Source organism: uncultured Thalassospira sp., from assembly GCF_963976115.1.
Taxonomy (GTDB): Bacteria; Pseudomonadota; Alphaproteobacteria; order Rhodospirillales; family Thalassospiraceae; genus Thalassospira.
In genome coordinates this window covers 209597-232289 of sequence record NZ_CAXBJJ010000006.1, presented here as the reverse complement: position 1 = coordinate 232289, position 22693 = coordinate 209597, and the positions used below count along the sequence as shown (strand labels likewise).

General features: G+C 54.0%; 21 protein-coding genes. 9 read left to right on the top strand and 12 right to left on the bottom strand.

Annotated features, from left to right (window positions below):
* The first annotated feature begins 1 nt into the window (after window position 1).
* The 5 genes from AAC086_RS09565 to AAC086_RS09545 all read left to right on the top strand — a co-directional run bounded on the left by AAC086_RS09565 (window position 2) and on the right by AAC086_RS09545 (window position 4825).
* Complete coding sequence (locus AAC086_RS09565) at window positions 2–1693, top strand: iron ABC transporter permease (protein WP_339778202.1); 1692 nt, start codon at window positions 2–4, stop codon at window positions 1691–1693.
* Between the two features lie 143 nt (window positions 1694–1836).
* Entirely contained in the window at window positions 1837–2127 is a 291-nt protein-coding gene (locus AAC086_RS09560; protein ID WP_085588473.1) for a YggT family protein, read from the top strand.
* A 36-nt stretch (window positions 2128–2163) separates the two neighbouring features.
* The gene (locus AAC086_RS09555; RefSeq protein WP_339778197.1) at window positions 2164–2496 is read left to right on the top strand and encodes a DUF167 family protein; all 333 of its coding nucleotides are present in this window, start codon (window positions 2164–2166) and stop codon (window positions 2494–2496) included.
* Complete coding sequence (folD, locus tag AAC086_RS09550) at window positions 2493–3392, top strand: bifunctional methylenetetrahydrofolate dehydrogenase/methenyltetrahydrofolate cyclohydrolase FolD (RefSeq protein WP_339778194.1); 900 nt, start codon at window positions 2493–2495, stop codon at window positions 3390–3392. Before AAC086_RS09555 ends, folD begins: the two co-directional genes overlap by 4 nt.
* Window positions 3393–3586: 194 nt before the next feature.
* Window positions 3587–4825 (top strand): crosslink repair DNA glycosylase YcaQ family protein, encoded by a 1239-nt coding sequence (locus AAC086_RS09545; RefSeq protein ID WP_339778191.1) that lies wholly within the window; start codon window positions 3587–3589, stop codon window positions 4823–4825.
* Window positions 4826–4978: 153 nt separating this feature from the next.
* Here AAC086_RS09545 and AAC086_RS09540 read toward each other — a convergent pair whose 3' ends face one another.
* The 7 genes from AAC086_RS09540 to AAC086_RS09510 all read right to left on the bottom strand — a co-directional run bounded on the left by AAC086_RS09540 (window position 4979) and on the right by AAC086_RS09510 (window position 12499).
* Window positions 4979–5749, bottom strand: a complete 771-nt coding sequence (locus AAC086_RS09540) for an SDR family oxidoreductase (protein WP_339778189.1) — start codon at window positions 5747–5749, stop codon at window positions 4979–4981.
* 83 nt (window positions 5750–5832) lie between these two features.
* A complete protein-coding gene (locus AAC086_RS09535; RefSeq protein WP_339778187.1) occupies window positions 5833–6843 on the bottom strand; it encodes an ABC transporter ATP-binding protein in 1011 nt (336 codons plus the stop codon).
* Window positions 6844–6882: 39 nt separating this feature from the next.
* Window positions 6883–7716: a carbohydrate ABC transporter permease gene (locus AAC086_RS09530; protein WP_339778185.1), complete on the bottom strand. Its 834-nt coding sequence runs from the start codon at window positions 7714–7716 to the stop codon at window positions 6883–6885.
* Window positions 7717–7725: 9 nt separating this feature from the next.
* Entirely contained in the window at window positions 7726–8598 is an 873-nt protein-coding gene (locus AAC086_RS09525) for a sugar ABC transporter permease (protein WP_339778182.1), read from the bottom strand.
* A 110-nt stretch (window positions 8599–8708) separates the two neighbouring features.
* The gene (locus AAC086_RS09520; RefSeq protein WP_339778179.1) at window positions 8709–10022 is read right to left on the bottom strand and encodes a sugar ABC transporter substrate-binding protein; all 1314 of its coding nucleotides are present in this window, start codon (window positions 10020–10022) and stop codon (window positions 8709–8711) included.
* 198 nt (window positions 10023–10220) lie between these two features.
* On the bottom strand, window positions 10221–11171 hold the full coding sequence (locus AAC086_RS09515; protein ID WP_339778176.1) for a sugar-binding transcriptional regulator: 951 nt from the start codon (window positions 11169–11171) through the stop codon (window positions 10221–10223).
* A 308-nt stretch (window positions 11172–11479) separates the two neighbouring features.
* Window positions 11480–12499 carry an aspartate-semialdehyde dehydrogenase gene (locus AAC086_RS09510; protein WP_339778172.1) on the bottom strand — a complete coding sequence of 340 codons (1020 nt, stop codon included), beginning with the start codon at window positions 12497–12499 and terminating at the stop codon, window positions 11480–11482.
* Window positions 12500–12769: 270 nt separating this feature from the next.
* On the opposite strand from AAC086_RS09510, the gene AAC086_RS09505 reads away from it, so the two are divergent.
* The 4 genes from AAC086_RS09505 to AAC086_RS09490 all read left to right on the top strand — a co-directional run bounded on the left by AAC086_RS09505 (window position 12770) and on the right by AAC086_RS09490 (window position 16555).
* A complete protein-coding gene (locus tag AAC086_RS09505) occupies window positions 12770–13993 on the top strand; it encodes a class I SAM-dependent methyltransferase (protein WP_339778170.1) in 1224 nt (407 codons plus the stop codon).
* 217 nt (window positions 13994–14210) lie between these two features.
* A complete protein-coding gene (locus AAC086_RS09500; protein WP_339778167.1) occupies window positions 14211–14699 on the top strand; it encodes a hypothetical protein in 489 nt (162 codons plus the stop codon).
* A gap of 325 nt (window positions 14700–15024) precedes the next feature.
* Complete coding sequence (locus AAC086_RS09495; protein WP_339778165.1) at window positions 15025–15459, top strand: carboxymuconolactone decarboxylase family protein; 435 nt, start codon at window positions 15025–15027, stop codon at window positions 15457–15459.
* A gap of 157 nt (window positions 15460–15616) precedes the next feature.
* Window positions 15617–16555, top strand: a complete 939-nt coding sequence (locus AAC086_RS09490; protein WP_339778162.1) for a sigma-70 family RNA polymerase sigma factor — start codon at window positions 15617–15619, stop codon at window positions 16553–16555.
* Between the two features lie 355 nt (window positions 16556–16910).
* On the opposite strand, the gene AAC086_RS09485 is transcribed toward AAC086_RS09490, so the two are convergent.
* From AAC086_RS09485 to leuC, 5 genes are all read right to left on the bottom strand, one after another.
* On the bottom strand, window positions 16911–18977 hold the full coding sequence (locus tag AAC086_RS09485) for a hypothetical protein (protein WP_339778159.1): 2067 nt from the start codon (window positions 18975–18977) through the stop codon (window positions 16911–16913).
* Window positions 18978–19161: 184 nt separating this feature from the next.
* Window positions 19162–20265 (bottom strand): 3-isopropylmalate dehydrogenase, encoded by a 1104-nt coding sequence (gene leuB / locus AAC086_RS09480; protein ID WP_339778157.1) that lies wholly within the window; start codon window positions 20263–20265, stop codon window positions 19162–19164.
* Between the two features lie 97 nt (window positions 20266–20362).
* Window positions 20363–20974 (bottom strand): 3-isopropylmalate dehydratase small subunit, encoded by a 612-nt coding sequence (gene leuD / locus AAC086_RS09475; protein WP_339778154.1) that lies wholly within the window; start codon window positions 20972–20974, stop codon window positions 20363–20365.
* A gap of 4 nt (window positions 20975–20978) precedes the next feature.
* Window positions 20979–21167 carry a hypothetical protein gene (locus AAC086_RS09470; protein WP_339778151.1) on the bottom strand — a complete coding sequence of 63 codons (189 nt, stop codon included), beginning with the start codon at window positions 21165–21167 and terminating at the stop codon, window positions 20979–20981.
* 9 nt (window positions 21168–21176) lie between these two features.
* Window positions 21177–22589 (bottom strand): 3-isopropylmalate dehydratase large subunit, encoded by a 1413-nt coding sequence (gene leuC / locus AAC086_RS09465; RefSeq protein WP_339778149.1) that lies wholly within the window; start codon window positions 22587–22589, stop codon window positions 21177–21179.
* Between the last annotated feature and the right edge of the window lie 104 nt (window positions 22590–22693).

Below are 22693 nucleotides of genomic sequence, written 5' to 3'. Positions count from 1 at the left end.
CGTGCGCCTGAAACATCTTACATCGCGGGTATTTGGCAATGGCGGCATGATATTTGCCGCCGTTGCCCCTGTTTTGACCGTATTGGTGGCGTTTCCGCTGCTTTTTGTCATTTTACAGGCCATTTTTCCCGATATTGCGCGGGGCATTTTTGCCAATCCGTTTTCGCGGTTTGTTGTAACCCTGTTTGACAAACACTTGCTGTCCTGGACGCTTAACACCCTGATGCTGGGCGGCAGTGTGGTGCTGGTTTCGGCCCTGGTGGCGGTGCCGCTGGGCATTTTGCGCGGCCTGTTTCGCATTCCCTTTGCCGGGCTGTGGGATGTGGTGTTTCTGGTGCCCTTTACCATTCCGCCCTATATTGCCGCCCTTGGCTGGATCATGGCATTGCAGCCGCGTGGTTATCTGGAACAGATAACCGGCATTAATTTCGGTGGTTTTCTTTTTTCATTCTGGGGCGTCGTCTTTGTTATGACGCTGAATGTTTTTCCTGTTGTCTATTTTGCGGTTTCGCGCATGGTGGCCTCGATTGGCGGGCGCTACCTTGAGGCGGCCCGTGTGGCGGGTTGCCCGCCAATGCGGTCGTTCTGGCGCATTACATTGCCGCTTACCACGCCTGCCATTGCTGCCAGCCTGCTGTTGGTGTTCGCCATGGCGATTGAAGAATTTGGCACACCGGCGGCATTGGCGGCACGCAGCGGTTTTCTGGTGCTGGTCACCGGCATTGAACAACGCCTGTCGGATTATCCGATTGATCTGCCCGGTGCGTCGTTATTGTCGGTTATTCTGGTTTTAATCGCGATGGCGGCCTTTGTTTTGCAAAACCGCATTGTCTCGCGCCGCGATTTTCAAACCGTTTCGGGCAAACCCGGGGCAAGCGGTGCGGCTGAACTGGGCGTATGGCGGATTCCGGTGGTGATGTTTTTTGCCATTATCGGTTTTTTAGGGGCGGTCATGCCGATTTTATCGGTGATTTTAACCGCCTCCACCCGGACCATTTCCGGTGGTCTGGCGGCAGATAATTTCTCGACCGATAATTTCGCCGAAATTTTCGCCAATTCCGGTGGCGCAATGGAGGCCCTGGGCACCAGCCTGTCGCTGGGGCTGGGGGCTGCGCTGATTACCGGCATATTGGGCACCATGACGGCCTATGTCGTGGTGCGTCAGCGCACGGTTTCATCACGTATCCTCGATTTTCTAACCCTGATGCCCAACACCATTCCCGGTGTGGTGGTGGCGGTGGGCCTTATTTTGGCGTGGAACCAGCCGTGGTTGCCGATAACCCCCTATAATACCATCGGTATTTTGGTGCTGGCTTATTGTTGTTTGTTGCTGCCCTATCCGGTGCGCTATGCCAATGCCGCCCTGCGCCAGGTCAGTGTTAGCCTGGAAGACGCCGCACGCGTGGCCGGGGCCGGGGGCATCAAGGTGTTTTTCCGTATTTTAATGCCCTTGATTTTCCCCAGTATTTTGGCGGCAATGTTGCTGGTTTTTGCGGTGGCAGCGCGCGAACTGGTGGCCACCATTTTGCTGGCCCCCATCGGCACAAAAACCGTGGCGTTGTTTATCTGGCGGCAATTTGAACAGGGATCGGTTGGTATGGGCATGGCAATGAGTGTGATGGCGATTGCCATAACCATGACCATTCCGGTTGCTGTGGCGATCTGGGCGCGCAAACAAGGCCGCCTGTTCTGATTTTTGATTGGAAATACAGGGAAATTTGACCAAATCCACCCGTTCGGGTGGCTTGGCGCTTGCGCCCATGTGTCCTTGTCATTACCTTCGCGGTGAATTGGTTTCCGTCATCCATACGGGCCCGACAACAAGAAGGAGCGGTAATGCAGTCTGTCCTGATGCTGATAAGCACAGTTATCAGCCTTTATATCTGGTGTCTGATTCTTCAGGCGATCCTAAGCTGGCTGGTTGCTTTTAACGTAATCAACACCAGTAACCGTTTCGTCTATATGGTTGGGGATTTTCTGTATCGCATTACCGAGCCCGCTTTGCGACCGATCCGGGCGATTTTGCCCAATATGGGGGGCATTGATCTGTCGCCGGTCGTGCTGATTTTGTTGCTGAGCTTTCTTAAAAGCCTGATGTTCGAATTATTTGCGCAGATGATGTATTAACCGTGCCTTTTCGTTGCTGACAACGGCCCGCTGATCATGGCAAAACCCGCATGTGATATTCTGCCAGACGGCAAGGGTGTCCGGCTTTGTCTGCGGCTGACACCCAAGGCGTCGCGCAACAGCGTTGGCGGCGCACAGGAAGATGCCGACGGGCAGAACCGCCTGAAAGCCACTGTGACAACCGTGCCGGAAAATGGCAAAGCAAACGATGCGTTGGTCAAGTTGCTGGCAAAAACCGCCAAGTGGCCGAAATCGGCGATTACCATTGTCAGCGGTCACACCGACCGGAACAAGGTTTTGACCATATCGGGCGACACCGTGCAGATCGTGGCGCAAATCAATCAATGGACGGGCGAGGATTTAAAATGAGCAGTGCAAAAATCATTGATGGCAAGGCATTTGCCGCAAAACTGCGCGGCGACATTGCCCGCGAAGTTGCCAAACTGAAAGCCGGGCACGGTGTTGTTCCGGGTTTGGCGGTGGTGCTGGTGGGCGAAGACCCGGCCAGCCAGGTTTATGTCCGCAACAAGGGCAAGCAAACCCTTGAATGCGGCATGAATTCTTACGAGCACAAGCTTCCGGCCGCAACCAGCCAGGAAGATTTGCTGGCCGTGATTACCCAGTTAAATAACGACCCCAAGGTGCATGGCATTTTGTGCCAGTTGCCTGTCCCCAAACATATTGACGAAAACGCCGTTCTCGCCGCGATTGACCCGGCCAAGGATGTGGACGGTTTTCATATTATCAATGCCGGTGCGCTGGCAACCGGCGGCGATGGCATTGCCCCGTGCACGCCCTATGGTTGTTTGATGCTGCTAAAAGATACGTTGGGCGATTTATCGGGCAAGCGTGCGGTGGTTGTAGGCCGGTCCAATATTGTCGGCAAGCCGATGGCGCAGTTGCTGTTGAAAGAAAACTGCACCGTGACCATCGCCCATTCGCGCACCCGCGATTTGCCCGAAGAAGTACGCCGTGCCGATATTGTGATTGCCGCTGTTGGCCGCCCCAACATGATTACCGGCGACTGGATCGGCAAAGGTGCCACCGTGATTGATGTGGGGATTAACCGCATTGAAGGCGAAAACGGCAAAATGAAACTGGTGGGCGATGTTGATTTTGCCAGCGCGGTTGAGGTTGCCGGTGCCATTACCCCGGTTCCCGGCGGTGTTGGCCCCATGACCATTGCCTGCCTGCTGAATAACACCCTGATTGCGGCGTGTCGCGCCAATGGTGTGACGCCGCCGAAACTGGGTTTTGGCGGCTGATCTGCCAAGTCGATATTTCAGGTCGGATTTCTGATTGAATTTAAAAGGGGTAGGCAATGTGTCTGCCCCTTTTTTATTGCTGACCCGGGCAGAACAAAAACAGAAAAGCTCCTGCCAAAATTGTCAGCATGGTGTGATAGCATCAGGCCAAACCGTTGATTACAGGATCGAAACAAGAATTGTTTGGGGATGCCATGTCTGATCTGAGCGCGATAAAGCCCGTTTCCATTTCCGCAAAGCAGGCCCGCCATCTGGCCCTGGCAGCACAGGGGTTCGAGCAACCCGCCCCCACCCGCCCGGTGGATCGGCGACGGATCATGAAGATGATCCGCAAGACCAACATGCTGCAAATTGATAGCGTGAATGTGTTAAGCCGGGCGCATTACATGCCGGTTTTTTCCCGGCTTGGTATTTATGACCGCGATCTTTTGGACCAGTTAAGCTGGGGCACGGCAAAGCAGCGCAAACTGTTTGAATATTGGGGGCACGAGGCATCGCTGATCCCGGTGGAAGATTATCCGCTTTATCGCTGGCGCATGGAAGATGCCCTGCGCGGCTTGGGCATGTGGGGCCGCATGGCCCGCATTGCGGACGATGAACCCGATTTTGTTGCCAGTTTGCTGCGCCATCTGGATCGTGAAGGTACGACAGCGGCAAGTGAACTTAATGAGGAACCCCGCGAAGGGGGCAGCCAGTGGTGGGGCTGGACCAAGGCCAAAACGGCGATGGAATATCTGTTTTGGAGCGGGCAGGTGATGGCACGCAAACGGCGCAGTTCGTTTGAACGCGAATATGATTTGCCCCACCGGATTATCGGTGATGCTGCCCATGAACCGGCATTGCCGCGCGATGTGGCCCAGCGCGCACTGATTGCGAAGGGCATTGTGGCGATGGGGGTTGCGACCATTGCCGATTTGCGCAAATATTTTCGCCTGCCGACCGAGGATGCCAAGGCACGCGTGGCCGAAATGGTTGAAAATGGCGATCTGGTTCCGGCCGAGATTGAGGGATGGGCGCAGCCGGGCTTTATTGCACCGGATGCCAAAATACGCCGTCGGGCAACGCCGTCGGCCCTGATGGTGCCGTTTGATCCGGTAATGTGGGAACGCGACCGGGTCGAACGCATATTTGGTTTTAATTACCGCATCGAAATTTATACCCCGGCCGAAAAGCGCCAGTTTGGCTATTATGTGCTGCCCTTTATGCTCAATGGCGCATTTGTCGCCCGTGTGGATTTGAAGGCCGACCGGCAGGCAAAGCTGTTACGGGTTTTTTCCGCCCATGCCGAACAGGGCTGTGACAATGATGATGTTGCAGCACAGCTATATGCACATTTGCATCACCTGGCCCGGTTCCTTGATATGGACGGCGTGGATGTGACACAAATGAACGCATTTTCCAAACGCCTTGCCGCGCAAGGGGCGGTGATTTAAAGGAAACATGCATTAATTAGATGGACCGTTCATATAAACGGCCCTGAAAAAGCGAACGGGGCGTAGGTCCCACAACCACGCCCCGTTCATCCGTTGTCTTGGCCCGATCACAAATACATTTCAGGACAGTGATCGTCGGCTAAACCTGCCATTTTACCAGCAGGAATAGCCCCCATCAGCCAAAACAATGGAACCGGTCATCAGGCTGGCGGCGTCAGATGCCAGGAACAAAACAACAGACCCGATTTCATGGGTTTCTCCCAGGCGGGCCATGGGGGTGCCGCTGATCCAGGCGTTATACATTTCCGGCTTTGATTTGACGAATTCGTTTAACGGGGTTGCGATATAGGTTGGCGCAACCGCGTTAACGCGCACCCCGCGTGCGCCCCATTCGGCGGCAAGGGATTTGGTCAGGTGATGAACGCCTGCCTTCGATGCGTTGTAATAGGCCTGTTCTTGCGGTTTGTTGACGATAAAACCCGACATGGAACCGATATTGACGATGGCACCGCGTTTTTTATCCAGCATCTGTTTGCCAAATTCGCGACAGCACCAGAATGTGCCATTCAGGTTTACATCAATGACATTGCGCCAATGTTCATCCTCAACCGTTTCGGCCGGTGTTTCCGAACGGGCAATACCGGCATTGTTGACCAGAATATCAATGCCGCCCTGTGTGGCCTGTTTGGCGGCACTGGTGCGGACCTGGTCGGGGTTGGTAACATCCATCAAATCGATGCTGGCATCATAGCCTTTGGATTTCAGGTAGTCGCGGCCCTCTTCGGCAACTTCTGCACTGATGTCGCCGATAACCACATGTGCTCCTGCCTCGGCAAGGGCCTCGCAGCAGGAAAGACCAATGGCGCGGCCTCCGCCTGTGACATAGGCGCGACGTCCGGTCAGATCGAACATTTTCAGATACATTTTAATCTCGCAGTTTTTTCGGTGGAAAAATAGGATTTTGACCGGAATTTATTTATATATCCGATCAAAAGTCCGGATTTTTGTTAATCCTGATGTGCAATTGCCTTGCCGTTTTTGTCAAAGCGGTGAATGCGTTCAGGGTCCGGCGTTAACCAGATACGGTCATTCTCGCCCAGCGGGACTTCGCCGGTGGCACGGACCGTCATCGGGCCAATCGTGTCGGCATTGACATGCAAATAGGTTTCAGCCCCCAGATGCTCGGCAATTTTGACGGTTGCGGCGATGTCGCCCCGATCTGCCCCCAGCAGCAAATGTTCCGGGCGCACGCCAACACAGGCACAATCGCGTGCTTTGGCATAATCGCCTTCAATGAAATTCATTTTCGGCGATCCGATAAAACCCGCGACAAATTTGTTGGCTGGCCGCGCATACAGATCCATCGGCTTGCCAATCTGTTCGACCCGCCCTGCCTGCAAGACCACAATTTTGTCGGCCATGGTCATGGCTTCGACCTGATCGTGGGTCACATAGATCATGGTGGTTTTCAGTTCCTGATGCAGGCCGGTAATTTCAAGGCGCATATTGACGCGAAGGGCGGCATCAAGGTTTGACAGCGGTTCGTCAAACAGGAAAGCTGCCGGGTTGCGGACAATGGCCCGGCCAATGGCAACGCGCTGGCGCTGCCCGCCCGAAAGCGCGCCCGGACGACGTTCAAGATAGTCGGTCAGGTTCAGGATTTTGGCAGCATTGCGCACTTTTTCTTCGATAACATCCTTGGGTTCGCCCGCCATTTTAAGGCCAAAGGCGATGTTTTTATAAACTGTCATATGAGGATAAAGCGCATAGGACTGAAACACCATCGACAGGCCGCGTTTGGCCGGTGATTCATTGACCATATCAACATCGTTGATCATGATCTTGCCGCTGGTGACATCTTCCAGCCCGGCGATCAGGCGCAGTAGCGTTGATTTGCCACAGCCCGACGGGCCGACAAATACAACAAACTCGCCATCATTTATTTCAAGATCGACACCGGGAATAACATCGATATTCCCGAAGCTTTTTTTGACATTTTCCAGTCGGATTGCACCCATGGTGGTGTTCCTTCCCTGTATATTTTGGTTCGGCGGCGGTTATTTCACCGCGCCGAAGGTCAAACCACGGACAAGCTGTTTCTGCGAGAACCAGCCGACGATCAGAATGGGCGCAACAGCAAGGGTCGATGCCGCCGATAATTTTGCCCAGAACAACCCCTCGGGGCTGGAATAGGACGCGATAAAGGCAGTCAGCGGGGCTGCATCCGAGGTCGTAAGGTTCAAGGTCCAGAAGGCTTCGTTCCAGGCGAGAATAACGTTAAGCAGCATGGTTGATGCGATGCCGGGAATTGCCATGGGCAACAGCACAAAGAGAATTTCCTTGGGCAGGGTGGCCCCGTCCATCCGGGCGGCTTCAAGGATATCTTTCGGGATTTCCTTGAAATAGGTGTAAAGCATCCAGATCATAATCGGCAGGTTCATTAAAAACAGAACCATGATCAGGCCAAACCGGCTGTCGAGCAGGCCCCAGTCGCGAAAAACCAGATAGATCGGCACCAGCACACCGACCGGTGGCATCATTTTGGTCGATAGCATCCACAACAAGGTATCCTTGGTGCGTTTGGTCGGGTTAAAGGCCATGGCCCAGGCGCAGGTCACCGCAAAGATCAGGCCGATAAAGGTTGATCCGAACGACAGGATGATCGAATTCATGGCGAACTTGAAGTAGTTCGACTGTTCTAAAATCCCGGTATAGTTTTCCAGCGTCCAGTTAAAGTCGAAAAACAGGGGCGGCATGTTGACCGCATCAAGTTCGGATTTAAAACTGGTCAGCACCATCCACAGGATGGGGAAGAAAACGGCAAGGCCGACGATCCAGGCAAAGGCCGAATAGGCAAATCGCCCGAAAGGTGTTTTGAATTTGCTTTCCATTGTCGTCCCCTATGCGTCGAGGTTTTTGCCGATGAGGCGAACCAGAAAGATCGCAACAATATTGGCAAGAATGACAGCAACGATACCGCCCGCCGAAGCACCGCCAACGTCATATTGCAGCAGGGCCTGGGTATAGACGAGGAAGGCGATATTGGTGGTCGACAAGCCGGGGCCGCCGCCCGTGGTGACGAAAATTTCGGCAAACACGCTGAGCAGGAAAATGGTTTCGATCAGGATGACAACCGTGATCGCGCGGCTGAGATGGGGCAGGGTAATGTAAAAGAAAATCGACACCGGGCCGGCTCCGTCCATCTGGGCGGCTTCTTTCTGGTCGCGGTCAAGCGACTGCAAGGCGGTGAGCAAAATCAGGGTGGCAAAGGGCAACCATTGCCAGGCCACCATAATGATAATCGCGGTGAGTGGGGCATGGGTAAACCAGTCGATCGGTTGAAACCCCAGTGATGTCGATATCCAGGCAAAAAAGCCTGACACCGGGTTCATCAAAAGGTTTTTCCACACCAGGGCATTGACCGTTGGCATGATAAAAAACGGTGAAATGACCAGAATACGCAAAATGCCACGGCCAAAAATGGGTTGATCAAGCATTAATCCCAGCAAAATGCCGCCAATAACGGTAATGACCAGAACAGAGCCAACCAGAAGCAGCGTATTGGTAAGAGAGGCAAAAAAGGCAGGGTCGGTTAAAAAGAACTTGTAATTAACCAGGCCAATCCATTCCTCCGTCCCCGGGGTGAGCAGGTTATAGCGAAGGAATGAGAAATAAATTGTCATGCCCAAAGGCACGATCATCCACAAAAACAACGCGATGATCGACGGTGTGGCCATAAAGCGCCCGGCCAGGGTCGAGGCCCGTGTCGACATGGTGCGCTCCCCGTTTGCAGTGTCTTTGACGAACCCGGGAAGAAAAGGGGTGGCGAAATTGCCCGCCACCCAGTCTACCAGGTCAAGGAGGTCAGATTACAGAACCAGGATCAGTAATATCCGGCTTTCTGCATGGTGCGATCCGTGGATTGCTGTGCGTTTTCCAATGCCTGATCAACAGTGACCTGACCGGCAAGGGCGGCTGAAAACTGCTGGCCGACAACGGTGCCGATGCCCTGAAATTCAGGAATGGCGGCAAACTGAACCCCGACATAGGGCTTGGGTTTCAGGGTTGAGTTGATCGGATCGGCACTGTCGATGGCCGCAAGGGTCTTGATGGCGAACGGGGCGGCATCAAGATATTTCTGGTTCTGGTATAGCGACATGCGGGTTCCCGGGGGAACGTTCGCCCAGCCGTCTTTGCTGGCGACCAGTTCGAGATAGGATTTCGAGGTGGCCCAGGCGATGAATTTTTCGGCGGCATCGGTGTTTTTTGACGAAGCCGGGATTGCCAGGTTCCAGGCCCAAAGCCAGTTGGCCCCGGTGCAGGTTACAGCGCAGGGGGCTTCGGTGAAACCGACCTGATCGGCAACCTTGGAATCTTTGGGGTTGGTCACGAAAGACGCGGCAACCGTTGCGTCGATCCACATGGCGCATTTACCCGCGTTAAATAGCGACAGGTTTTCGTTAAAGCCGTTCGATGTTGCGCCCGGAGGACCATAGTTGCCCAGAATGTCGACATACATCGTCAGGGCATCTTTCCATTCCTGATCGTTAAATTCAGGCTTCCATTCTTCGTTAAACAAGCGTGCGCCATAGGCGTTGCCCATGGTCGTGATCAGCGCCATGTTTTCGCCCCAGCCGGCTTTGCCACGCAGGCAGATGCCGTAAACGCCATTTGCCGGGTCATGCAGTTTTTTGGCAATGTCGAGTGTCTGGTCCCAGGTCAGGCGACCATTGATTTCGATGCCTGCTTTCTCGAACAGGTCCTTGCGGTACATCATCATCGAGCTTTCGGCATAGAACGGTGCCGCATACAGCTTGCCATCGTTGCTCAGTGCCGAGCGGATCGCGGGCATGATGTCGTCCACGTCATAGTCCGCACCCAGATTATCGAGCGGTGCCAGCCAGCCTTTTTTCGCCCAGATCGGCGCTTCATAGGTGCCAATCGTCATGATGTCGTACTGGCCGCCTTTGGTGGCGATGTCGGTCGTGACGCGCTGACGCAGGGTATTTTCTTCCAGCGTCACCCATTCCAGCGAGATGTCGGGATTTTTCTTGGTGAAGTCATCCGTCAGCTTTTGCATGCGGATCATGTCACCGTTATTCACCGTGGCGATGGTCAGTTTGGTTTCGGCGTTGGCACCAAATGCGACGCCACCGGCCAACAACGCACACAGCGCTGCTCCCTTGATATGTCTCATAATTCCTCCCTAAAGGACGCTTTCCCGTCAAGCAAACTGCGTTGCTTATTTTGATCATTTGTTCATGACATGAGCATTCACTCAATTTTCAATCAGCTTGTCAACCCAATTCGATTGTGCGCCGCAACAGAAAAAACCCGCAGCTATGGGCTGCGGGTTTCGATAGGGATTTGATTTATTTAGATTGTTTTGGCGTTTTTAACGCAGCAATGCCCGTGCGGTGCCTTCATCTGTAACCAGCGATGTAATTAAATTGCCTGCCATTGCACCGCGAATCGCCGCAATCTTTCTCGCGCCCTTGGCGACGGCGATGGTGTTTTGCGCCGGGATTTGCAACGGCGCGCTGGTCACGCGGTTGTTCACGTCATGGTCCAGAATTTGCCCGTGCCGATCAAAGGTCCAGCTGATCAGTTCGCCAATGCCACCGTGATCTTGCAGGCTTTTAAGTTCGTCGGGGGTAATGAACCCGTCCACCAGCAGCGGGGCGTCATCGCCCATTTGGCCAATACCCACAAATTTGACATCCGCGCGCGCTGCCAAATGCAGGATATTGTCCATTGGCGCCTGTTCCTGCATCGGTTTGCGCTGCTCGGCACGTGGCACAATCACCGGGATCGATAACGGGTAATGCGGCGCACGGGTCAGGTCTGCCAGTTCGGTCACGGCATCATAAAAGCTGGCGGCACCGTCGGTTGCAATGGTGCCGACCAGCGACACAATTTTGTGGTGTCTGGCATCAATGCGCTGAACTTCGTTTACCATGCCGCGCATGGCACGCCCGGTACCCAGCGCAATAACCTTTGGCTCGGGCGATTGTAAAACACGTTCCAGCATTGTCGCTGCGGCCTGGGTCATACCAAACATGGCATCGGGGGCGGCCGGGTCGGTTGGCACAACCTCGCAATGTTCCAGTTCATGGCGGTCGCGCAACCGGGCGGCCAGTTCCATGCAGTCGGCAATCGGATGATCCAGCCTTACCTTGACCAAACCTTCGCTGACGGCGGCCGAGACCAGCCTTTGTGCTGTTGGCCGCGAGACCCCCAGTTTGGTTGCGATTTCGTCCTGGGTGTTGCCTGCGCAATAATAAAGCCATCCCGCACGGGCGGCTTCATCAAGGCGGGCGGCTTCTTTTCGGGTTCGTTTGACCATCCCTTTTATCCGATTTTATTTTTGTTGGCCGTGCGCGCCCATGGTGTGCGCTGCTGTTGGTGTCATTTTTGTTCCCTAACGCCGGTTCTGGCAACAGGACAAAGGAAAAATTGCCAAATCATTCTGCCGGTTGCTGCCATGCTGGGTACCTGTTTGAGGAGGCAAGCAAAGCATTGCCAACGGGTTGGCAAGATTTTTATTGCTTGTTTTAACCGGGTCCGTGATGCCGGTTTTAAACTGGTGCAAAAAAAGGTGGCCGCCCAAATCCGGGCGACCACCTTAAACAGACGCCCAATTAGAAAATGGCGTTATTTCTTTGGCAGATAATCCGAAACAAGCAATTCGGCAATTTGCACTGCATTAAGGGCCGCCCCTTTGCGCAAATTGTCGCTGACACACCACAGCGACAGGGTGTTGGCGTTGCTTGGGTCTTTGCGAATACGCGAGATAAAGACATTGTCTTCCCCCGCCACTTCCTGCGGGGTGACATAACCTTCGTCCCGGCGGTAATCGATCACCGACACGCCCGGAAAAGCCTTCAGCGCCTTGCGGGCTTCTTCAACGGTCACCGGCATTTCAAATTCGATATTGATGCTTTCGGAATGACCAACAAAAACCGGCACCCGCACACAGGTGGCATGAACGGCCACGTTGGGGTCGAGAATTTTGCGGGTTTCCGCCATCATTTTCCATTCTTCGCGGGTCGCACCATCATCCATAAATTCGTCAATATGGGGGATGACGTTAAAGGCGATCTGCTTGGTGAACTGTTCCCTGGTCGGAAGGTCGTTCACATAGATCCCGCGGGTCTGGTTAAACAGCTCGTCCATGGCCGCCCGACCAGCGCCCGAAACAGCCTGATAGGTCGAGACGATAACGCGCTTGATCGGCTGAAGATTATGCAGCGGCTTTAACGCCATCACCATCTGGATGGTCGAGCAATTGGGGTTGGCGATGATGTTTTTCCTGGCGTAACCGGCAAGGGCATCGCCATTAACTTCGGGTACGATCAGCGGAACGCCCGGTTCCATGCGCCAGTAGCTGGAATTGTCGATAACGACGCACCCGGCTTCGGCGGCTTTGGGGGCCATGTTTTTCGACGTTTCACCACCTGCGGCAAACAGGGCGATATCGGTCTGAGAAAAATCAAAGCGGGCGGCGTCCTGAACGATCAGGTCGTCATCGCCATACGAAACCGTACGCCCGATTGAGCGCGATGATGCCAGCGCAAAGATTTCCTCGGCGGGAAAGTTGCGTTCAGCCAGTGTGTTGAGCATTTCGCGCCCGACATTGCCGGTGGCGCCAACAACGGCGATTTTGTAACCCATCAAGTGCCTCTTTCTGTTTTGGTGCGGTGTGCATGTGCATCGGATTTCCCCCTGGGCAATTGTATAGGGTTACCCTGAACCGACCGGTAAGCTGCGCGAGATGTAAGGCTTTCTGCGGCGTCGCGCAAGGATGGTTTCAGTTTTTACTGCTTGAGATTGCAGTGAAATATGTCACTATATCGTACGGGGGTTGTGAAATGTTTGTTGATGTTTCACAATTTTGGGGGTTGTCGCATTTCCGGCTTGAGAAGGACGGCTATGACGTACCCGATGACTTTGAATTGGACTGACAAGAAAGTCCTGGATTTTTTCCGTGAACATGTAACGCGCGGCACGCTTGTCGTGCGTGCAAATGACCGCCACGAGGTCGCCCTTGGTGATGGCGGTGATCCACGCGCAACCATGACGTTGCCCAACTGGACCAATGCCATGAAAATGGCGTTAAGCCCCGACCCGGGATTTGGCGAAGTTTACATGCAGGGGGGGCTCGATATTACGTCAGGCGAGCTTGAAGACCTGATCCGCGTGTTGCGCCTTAATTTTGATGGTGGCCATTCCAGCAGCAGCTTTGGTTTGCTGATCGAAAAATTGCAGGCATTCAAGTTTAGAATTGCGCAATTTACCTCGGTCGAGGCCGCATCCCGCCGGGTGCGCCATCATTATGATATCGGCAACGATCTTTATACCCGGTTTCTTGATGCTGACATGCAGTATTCCTGCGCATTTTGGGATGACGGGGCCAAAAACCTGGCCGAGGCCCAGCAGCATAAAATGACGCTGACCACGGATCGTCTGCAAATTACCGATCCCGCAACTCGGGTTGTGGATATTGGCTGTGGCTGGGGCGGGCTAAGCCGCTTTATCCGCCGGACCACCGGGGCCGAGGTCCATGGTATTACCCTGTCGATCGAACAATATAACTGGGCACTGGAACGCAAGGCGGAATTGCCGGACGATTTCCATGAAGGTCTGGATTATCACTTGCAGGATTACCGGGTATTTGCCGAAGCCAACAAGGAACGTTATGACCGTGTGGTATCGGTAGGAATGTTTGAACATGTGGGGCGTCCGCAATTCAAAACCTATTTCGACCAGGTCAGCCACTTGTTAAAGGCGGGCGGACGTGCGGTTATTCACACCATTATCAAGCCCCGGCCCGATTTTACCTCGCCGTGGATCGACCGCTATATTTTTCCGGGCGGTTATATTCCCGCCGTGCATGAGGTGGTTGAAGCAGCCGAACAGGCCGATCTGGATGTGGAAGCCTGCCATTTTCATCCCGGCGAAAACTACGCCCGAACCTTAATGGCATGGCGGGACAAATTTCGCGACATTCAGGATCAGCTTGACCCGGAAAAATACGATACCGAGTTCAAGCGGATGTGGGAATTTTACCTGGCGGGCTGCATCAATGCCTTTGATGCGCGCGAGGGCGGTGGTGGCATGCGTGTGGGCCAGTTTGTATTTACCAAATCCGGCTTTCGTCACAATTAAAGATGCGGGCAGCAAGGTGGGGTGTTTTCCATGCCATTTTGCTGCCGCCGTTACCTGATTTGCCAAATAATAACTCATAAATAACAGCATTACGGTTTGTATTTTTGAACGTGCCTACCCAGTGGACCGCAAGAGTCCGCCAACCGGGACACAGGGATGCAACCGGCCCTGGATACTCCGGATATGAACGGTTGATTTCCTTTTAGGGAGGAAAACCATGCTGTATTCAAGCCATTCTCAGCCCGATTCCAGGCCGTCTCTCAATTCGCATGCCCGCCAGCGCGACGGGCGGGATTTTGTGAACTCCGATATGCAAACAACATTAGACGCAGCGGATACAGGGGACCGACCGGTCTATGTCGGGTCGGTTGATCAATATTGTGCAGCCTTGGGCTGTGTTGATTTGTCGAGTTGCGAGCGCGATATGCTGCGCGCGCATTTACGTGCCCCGCATCATTGTATTACCGGGTTGGACCTTGCCTTTGCTGCCGGGCATTTTGGCCCGCGTATCGGCCTTAAAAAATACGGGCGCATTGGTCGCAAAATTGCGATGGCGGCCGGGTTGCCACAATGCCAAACCGATGTTAGCGAGTATCTTGCCGCTATTTTTAGTCTGGCCGACGGCAGGCAGATGGAAACCGGGGACTGGCACTGGGTTTTGCATCCAACATTGGCCGCAGCCCTGAGCAAAAGGGGAATTTCCTGAGCAAAAGTGGAATTTCCTGAGCAAAGGCGCGGTTTTCTTTACCAGCGGACGGGTTAAAGGCGGCGGTCGCACCAACATCAACGCCAGTTAGATCTTACCAGACGCCGTTAAATTCCATGCTGCGTCTGGTATGAGGGTCATATTAAAGGAAAAGTGCTTTAACTCAATAATGGTTATTTGGGGTTTTATAACTGTGCCGCCGGGCCTGAATTTGACGATGATTGTTTTTTGGGAAAAAATCCCGGCGTGATGTAACGGCACGCCATGCTGTCTCGTCCTGTTTGCAGCGAATGTTTTTCGCCATTTGCAAACAGGAGATTGCACCATGAGCCGCTTTGAATTTGCCAAAACCAGCCCTGCTTTGTTTAAAGGGCTGTATCATGCCTCGACCGTGTTCGAGACTGAAAACACGGTACCAAAAACGGTGACCGAGCTTGTGAAATGCAGGGTATCGCAGCTGAATGCCTGCTCGTTTTGTCTGCGCATGCATCGTGACGATTATTTGAAACAGGGCGGGCAGCAGGATAAAATCGACATGCTGGCTGTGTGGCGCACTGCCCGGGACTTTGATGCGCATGAGCGTGCAGCCCTTGATTGGGCCGAAAAACTGACTGCTGGTGCCGATTCCACGGCAATTGACGCCAGCTTTGAAGCCCTTGGCGCGCATTTTAATGTTGAACAAATATCGGAACTTACCACCGGTATTGCCCTGATCAATGCGTGGAACCGGTTGGGTGTGGCTCAGCATCAACGGGCCTGATTTGGAATTTTCGGGTTTAACGGGTCGGCCTGTCCCTCCCGCTATAGTACGGCCATGATATAAACACGGTGATAACAGCAATTAAAAGAAAGATGCTTTAAGCGGTACAGGCGCAAGCCTGTGCCGCTGCGTGTGTTGGATAGGGCAAGGCGGTAAGATGTCGACAGCAATTTTTGAACAACTTCGTCCCAGGCTTTTTGCCCTGGCATTTCGCATGCTGGGTAGCCACGCCGATGCCGAAGATGCGGTTCAGGATGTCTGGTTGCGCTGGCAGAACACAGATGCTGCCAGCCTCAAAGATCCGGTTGGTTGGCTGGTGCGGGTGTGCAGCAATTTATGCCTTGATGTATTGAAATCAGCCCGCCGTCGCCGCGAAAATTATGTTGGAAACTGGTTGCCCGAACCCTGGGTGAACCCGTTTGCCAATGACACCGAAGCCGCGCTGATGGATCAGGATTCCCTGTCTCAGGCTTATCTGATGATGCTTGAAAAGCTTTCGCCGTCTGAGCGTATCGCGCTGGTTTTGCATGATGTTTTTGACTGGGATCATACCGCCATTGCCAAAGCACTGGGAAACCAGCCCAACAATGCCCGGCAAATATTGTTTCGAGCACGTCGAAAAATGCAAGATCAGGGGGCGTCGGAACAGGGCAAACCCGCAACAGATATGCGCGGTGTTGCGGCGGTTCTATCCGGCGAAGCCGGGCGCGCGCAGCGATTAAAACGGGATGATCTGGCAGATTTCATTGCTGCCTTGCAATCGGGCCGGGCCGACAGGATTGCGGCCCTGCTTTCGCCCGACGTGATGTTGCAAAGTGACGGCGGCGGTAAAGCCAGTGTTAATCTTAACATATTGTTCGGGACGGATCATGTTGCCCGGTTCTTTGCCGGGGTCTGGCGCAAAAATTTTGCGACCTCGGATATACTGATCCGGGAAAGTGAAGCCGATAGCTGGGTCCTGTTTGCCAGAGACGGTGTTGTGCATAGCGCGATTACGTTTACCGTAAATAACGGCAGTATTGACCGTGTTTTTGTGCATCGTAATCCCGACAAGCTTGCCGTATTTCAACCGATAGATAAAGCACGTTTCCTTTAATATGACCCATTTTGCCAGCTCAGTCTGCCGCCTGGCAAGGAGAAGTCCGCAGGGCGTAATGGGTTTACGGACAAGGATTTCGACGCGGCCAGGCGGCAGACTGAGCTGGCCCACAGGGTTTGATTTTGGCGGTGTTTGGCGGCGTTACACCGCTCGCCCGATGCGCCGCATCGCGCAGCGCGCTGTGCCTTGCCAAACGACACGCCAAAAACAAACAAAACGGATCATATTAAAGGAAAAGTGCTTTAGTTAAAGTTATGCATTCCTGCCGAACACAGGTTGCCGTGCAATTGAAAACGGCCAGGCGGAGGGATGCGCCTGGCCGTTAAGATCTGATCGTGTTTGTCGCAATCGGCTATTTGCCAATTTCATCATTGGCGAGGATTTTAAGGCCAAAGGTTTCGGCCATAACCGGCGGCGTGGGCGGGTGTTTCGCCTTTATGAGCGGGCCAAACGCAACAGGACGGCTCGGTGTCAGGGTGATTTGAAGGCGGTGCGGCTTTGCCAGCCAGGTTGCCAACTGCGCAAGCGACGCGCCCAATTGCCCGGTTGTTCCATATTGCTGTTGGGCCTGGATAACGGCCAATCCGGCGGTTAATTGCAACTGGTCGGCGGGAACGCCGCTTGTTGCTGCGGCAATTTTCCACACGGTTGGCATCAGGTTGTCGCCGGAAATTTCCAGCGAAGCGTCCTTGAGTTGCGCCGAATCGCCAAGGATTTTGCCGATGCGCTGTTCGGTGTCGATCACGGGAACGTCCTGCAATTGACCGATGATGTCCGATGTCAGCCCGGCCAATGTCAGGGAGAATTTCACAGTGCCAAAATCGCGAACGGTTAATTCATCAAGCGCGTACTGGAACTCACCATTTTCTGTGTTCCAGCGCTGATGTGCGTCCATATCCACTGTAATCTGACTAAATCGGTCCACACCCAGCATACTGGTAATACGCGGGTCGGAGCTGATTTCATCGGGCATATCGATGCTCAGGCCGCCCATATGGCTGGTGGCAGTCCGGGCAACATTCGGGCCGCCTTCGCGAACCGGACCAACATCCCCCAATGCGCCGCCCAGCTCGTCCAATGTCAGATGGAAGGTTTCTCTGCCGGTAATGCCAAGTTCCACACCGGTCAGCAAATAAGTAGACAAGACTGGCGGGTTAAAGGGAAAACCGAAATCGCCCAGTGTTTTGCCCTGGATTTCTGCAAGTTGTTCTTGCGGGTTGTTGGCGGTCATGCCCTTGAACTGGCGGGACAAAGCAGCAATATTGGCAATGTCAATATCGCGAAATGTTGCCTGATCCATACCGATTTTCATGGTTTGGGCAACGGTGCTGCCATGCACGGAAAGTCCGCTCGACGACACTTCACCAATGACGTGATTGGCAAGGTTGGTGATGGCGAACCGGTCCCAGCGTATTTCTGCATCGGGCATGGTGTAATGCTGGTCGGAAAATTCCAGCTTGCCGATTTTCACGGTTTCAAATGCCGCCAGCCAGCGGTCAAAGTCAAACTTTTCGCCCGGGACCGGGATCAGGGCGGGGTCAATGGCCTGATCAAACCCGCTGAGCTCAACCCGTCCGATTTCGAAGGACCCTTCATTTTTGGGCAGACGAATTTTAAGCGCGTTAATGCTGGCGGTTTCAATCGATTGTGTGGTCATGCCGTCGATCAATATGCCCGCCACCGAAATGGCGGAATGGTCGGGCAGGGACATGGTTAAATCGGCCAGCGCCATGTTTTTACAAGATTCAGCCGAATTCCAGTTAAAATCACTGTTGTCAAGCTGCTGTAAAAGCGGCAGCGGGCCTGCACAATTGGCAAAGATGCTTTGCGCAATGCTGGCATTGCCCTGATCTGGCCCGGCATCATAGCTCCAGGCACCCGTGGTAATGCCGCCAATATGGCTGGAGGCGATATCCTGAATGTGGATATCCTCGATCGTGCTGATTTGATCCTGATAGGTCTGGGTCAGGTTGGGGATTTGAATATCGGCAGCGGCGAATGTTTCGGGCAGCCAGCTTGCCGGATCGGCCGAAACGCCCGTAAGGCTTGCCTGATCAAACGCAATTTTGCGTCCATTCACCGCGATGGTGGCACCTTTTAACGCCATGGTACCCGCCAACGCATCGCCAGATGGATTAAACCCGTAAACGGCAAGCCAGTCGATGCCCGTGATGTCGACATGCTGTGCGTTATAAACGGCGTTATCGACGCTGGTGATTTTGACATTGTCAGCAGACATGGTGCCTTTGAACGGCGACATCTGAAAATTGCCAAATTCGCCACGGATCGTTGATTGCGGATCGGTCAGCGCACTTCGCAGATTGTTTTCGGTATAGACCGGGGCCAAAAAGTGAAGCCCGACACCAGCAGCAGCGACAATAACGACGCTGCCAAGAATGAATTTTGCGGTTTTGGCCATCTGATCGAACGATTCCCTGCAAATTTGGAAAAATTGTGCACCAACATATCACGCGGGGTGTGTATTGCATGAACCGATTACGATTTATTTTGTTCTTTCTGCGATCCAATGGGTTGAATCCAAATAAAAAGGCCGGAGCGCTGATGGCTCCGGCCTTAAAATTCAGATTATGAACAGGCTGTGGTTACACAAGCTTGTTCAGTTCGTTGATAACGGCTTCACCCATAACGGTGGTTGAAACCTTTGCCATGCCCGGCTGCATGATGTCGGCAGTGCGCAGGCCACCTTTCAGAACGTTCTGAACCGCAGTTTCAATCATGGTGGCGTCATCGCCCATGTCGAACGAATAACGCAGCATCATGGCAAAGGACAGCAAGGTTGCCAGCGGGTTGGCAAGGTCCTGGCCGGCAATGTCCGGGGCAGAGCCGTGGACCGGCTCGTACAATGCTTTGCGTGCGCCGTTTTCATCGGCCGCCCCCAGCGATGCCGACGGCAACATGCCCAGTGATCCGGTCAGCATGGCCGCACAATCAGACAGGATATCGCCAAACATGTTGGTGGTGACCATCACGTCAAACTGTTTGGGGTTGCGGACCAGTTGCATGGCGGCGTTATCGACATACATGTGGCCCAGTTCAACTTCCGGGAAGTCTTTGGCAACACGTTCAACAACTTCGCGCCACAGAACGGTGGATTCCAGAACGTTGGCCTTGTCGACCGAGCACAGGCGCTTGTTCCGCTTCATCGCCATATCAAAGGCAACGCGCGCGATACGTTCAATTTCCGGTTCCGAATAAACCAGGGTGTTGTAACCATACCGGACACCGTCGCGTTCTTCGATGCCGCGCGGCTGGCCGAAATAAATGCCGCCGGTCAGTTCGCGCAGGATCATGATATCCAGGCCTTTGACGACATCTTCCTTTAAGGTCGATGCGCCAACCAGGGCGTCAAATACCAGGGCCGGGCGCAAATTGGCAAACAGGCCCATTTCCTTGCGAATTTTCAAAAGGCCGCGTTCAGGTTTGATATCGAACGGAATATTGTCCCATTTCGGACCACCCACGGCACCAAGCAGAACCGCATCAGCCGCCATGGCATCGGCCAGGGTTTCGTCGGTCAGCGGGTTGTTGTGGGCATCGATCGATGCGCCGCCGATCAGGCCTTCGGTGACGTCGAAATTGATGTCACGTTTTTTAGCCATCCAGTCCATAACGCGCTGAACCTGGCGCATCACTTCGGGGCCAATGCCGTCACCCGGCAACATCAGGACTTTTTTGGTAATCGTCATTTTCAAACCTTCGCAAAGAAACAGCGGCGCGCAAGCGCGCCAGACATGCGGGAATTAAAAACGGGCGGCGCAAAATATTTGCGCCACCCGGAATTTTTTAAAGCGACAGCCAGGGCTGGGAAGCCGCACGTTCGGCTTCAAAACCGTTAATCGCATCGGCCTGTTGCAGCGTCAGCCCGATGTCGTCAAGGCCGTTCAGCAGGCAATGCTTGCGGAACGGTTCGACATCAAACTTGATGCAACCGCCATCCGGGCCGGTGATTTCCTGTTTTTCCAGGTCAATCGTTACCGTGGCATTGGCACCGCGTTCGGCATCCGACATCAGTTTATCAACATCTTCCTGCGGCAGCGCGATCGGTAAAATGCCGTTCTTAAAGCAGTTGTTATAGAAAATGTCGGCAAAGCTGGGGGCTATAATGCACCGGATACCAAAATCCAGCAGCGACCAGGGCGCATGTTCGCGCGATGAACCACAGCCAAAATTGGCCCCGGTCACCAGGATTTTGGCATTGCGATAGGCCGCCTGGTTCAAAACGAAATCAGGAATTTCATTGCCCTGATCGTCAAAACGCATTTCGTCAAACAGGTTCTTGCCCAGACCGGAACGTTTAATGGTCTTGAGGAACTGCTTGGGGATGATCATGTCGGTATCGACATTGAGCATCGGCAACGGTGCGGCCACACCGGTTAAAGTGTCAAACTTGTCCATTGTCTTATCCCTTGTTTTCGGCGTCCAGCACCAGACCCAGCGCTTCGATCAGGTCTTCGGCGGCGTCAATGTCATTGGCGACGAAATCCGGCAGGTTAATACCGGTGAGCTGGGGCAACAGGCTTTCCAACACCATTGCCCGCCCATACCGCGTTACGCCGTTTTCGGTGATCATAAAGGCTTGTGCAGACATTGCCGTGCCTTACACAATTTCAAGTTTACGAACATCGGTCAGATAACCGGTGACGGCAGCTGCAACAGCCATGGCCGGGCTTAACAGATGCGTGCGGCCGCCGCGGCCCTGACGGCCTTCAAAATTCCGGTTAGATGTCGATGCACACCGTTCGCCCGGTTCCAGACGGTCCGGGTTCATTGCCAGGCACATCGAGCAGCCCGGTTCGCGCCATTCAAAACCCGCTTCGATAAAGATCTGATCCAGACCTTCGGCTTCGGCCTGTTCCTTGACCAGACCGGACCCCGGAACAACCATGGCATTGACCGATGCGTCAACCTTGCGGCCTTTGGCGACAACGGCGGCGGCGCGCAAATCCTCGATCCGGCCATTGGTGCAAGAACCAATGAAAACACGGTCGATTTTAACTTCTTCCAGCGGCGTACCGGCAACCAGACCCATATATTCAAGCGAACGGGTAATGGCTTTTTTCTTGCCAGCATCGGTTACATCGTCCGGGCCGGGCACAACGGCACTGATCGGGGCAACGTCTTCCGGGCTGGTGCCCCAGGTTACCTGCGGGATGATGTCATTGGCATCAAGTTCGACGATTTTGTCGTAATGCGCGCCTTCGTCAGACGGCAGGGTTTTCCAGTATTCAACAGCCTGTTCATATGCCGCCCCTTTGGGGGCCATCGGACGGCCTTTGATATAGTCAAAGGTTTTTTCATCCGGTGCGATCAGGCCAGCGCGTGCGCCGCCTTCAATCGACATGTTGCAAACCGTCATGCGGCCTTCCATCGAAAGCGCGCGAATGGCCGAACCTGCATATTCAATGACATAGCCGGTGCCGCCTGCGGTGCCGATGCGGCCAATAATGGCAAGGGTGATGTCTTTGGCGGTCACACCGGGGTGCAAATCACCCTCGACCTTGACCAGCATGTTTTTGGCCGGTTTTTGAACCAGGGTCTGGGTTGCCAGAACATGTTCAACTTCGGAGGTACCAATACCAAATGCCAGCGCCCCGAAGGCACCGTGGGTGGAGGTATGCGAATCGCCGCAAACCATGGTCACACCGGGCAGGGTAAAGCCTTCTTCCGGGCCAACAATATGCACAATACCCTGACGAAGGTCGTTCATCGGGAAATAGTGAATGCCGGTGTCGCGCGCGTTCTGGTCAAGGGTTTCCACCTGAATGCGGCTGTCTTCTTCCTTGATACCCTGCGAGCGGTCGGTGGTCGGCACGTTATGGTCGGGCACGGCCAGCGTCAGTTCCGGGTGGCGCACTTTGCGACCTGCATTGCGAAGGCCTTCAAAGGCCTGCGGGCTGGTAACCTCGTGAACGAGATGGCGGTCGATATAAATAAGGCAGGTGCCGTCATCCTGCGTGTTAATCACATGGCTTGCCCAAATTTTGTCAAAAAGGGTTTTCGGGTTTCCCATCTCGACCTCCTCTCTATTCGATCCTGTGTGCGGTATTGCAAAACATGATGCACAGGGCAGGCGATGTGAATGATACCGGGGATGATGTCGCAGGGTCATCACGG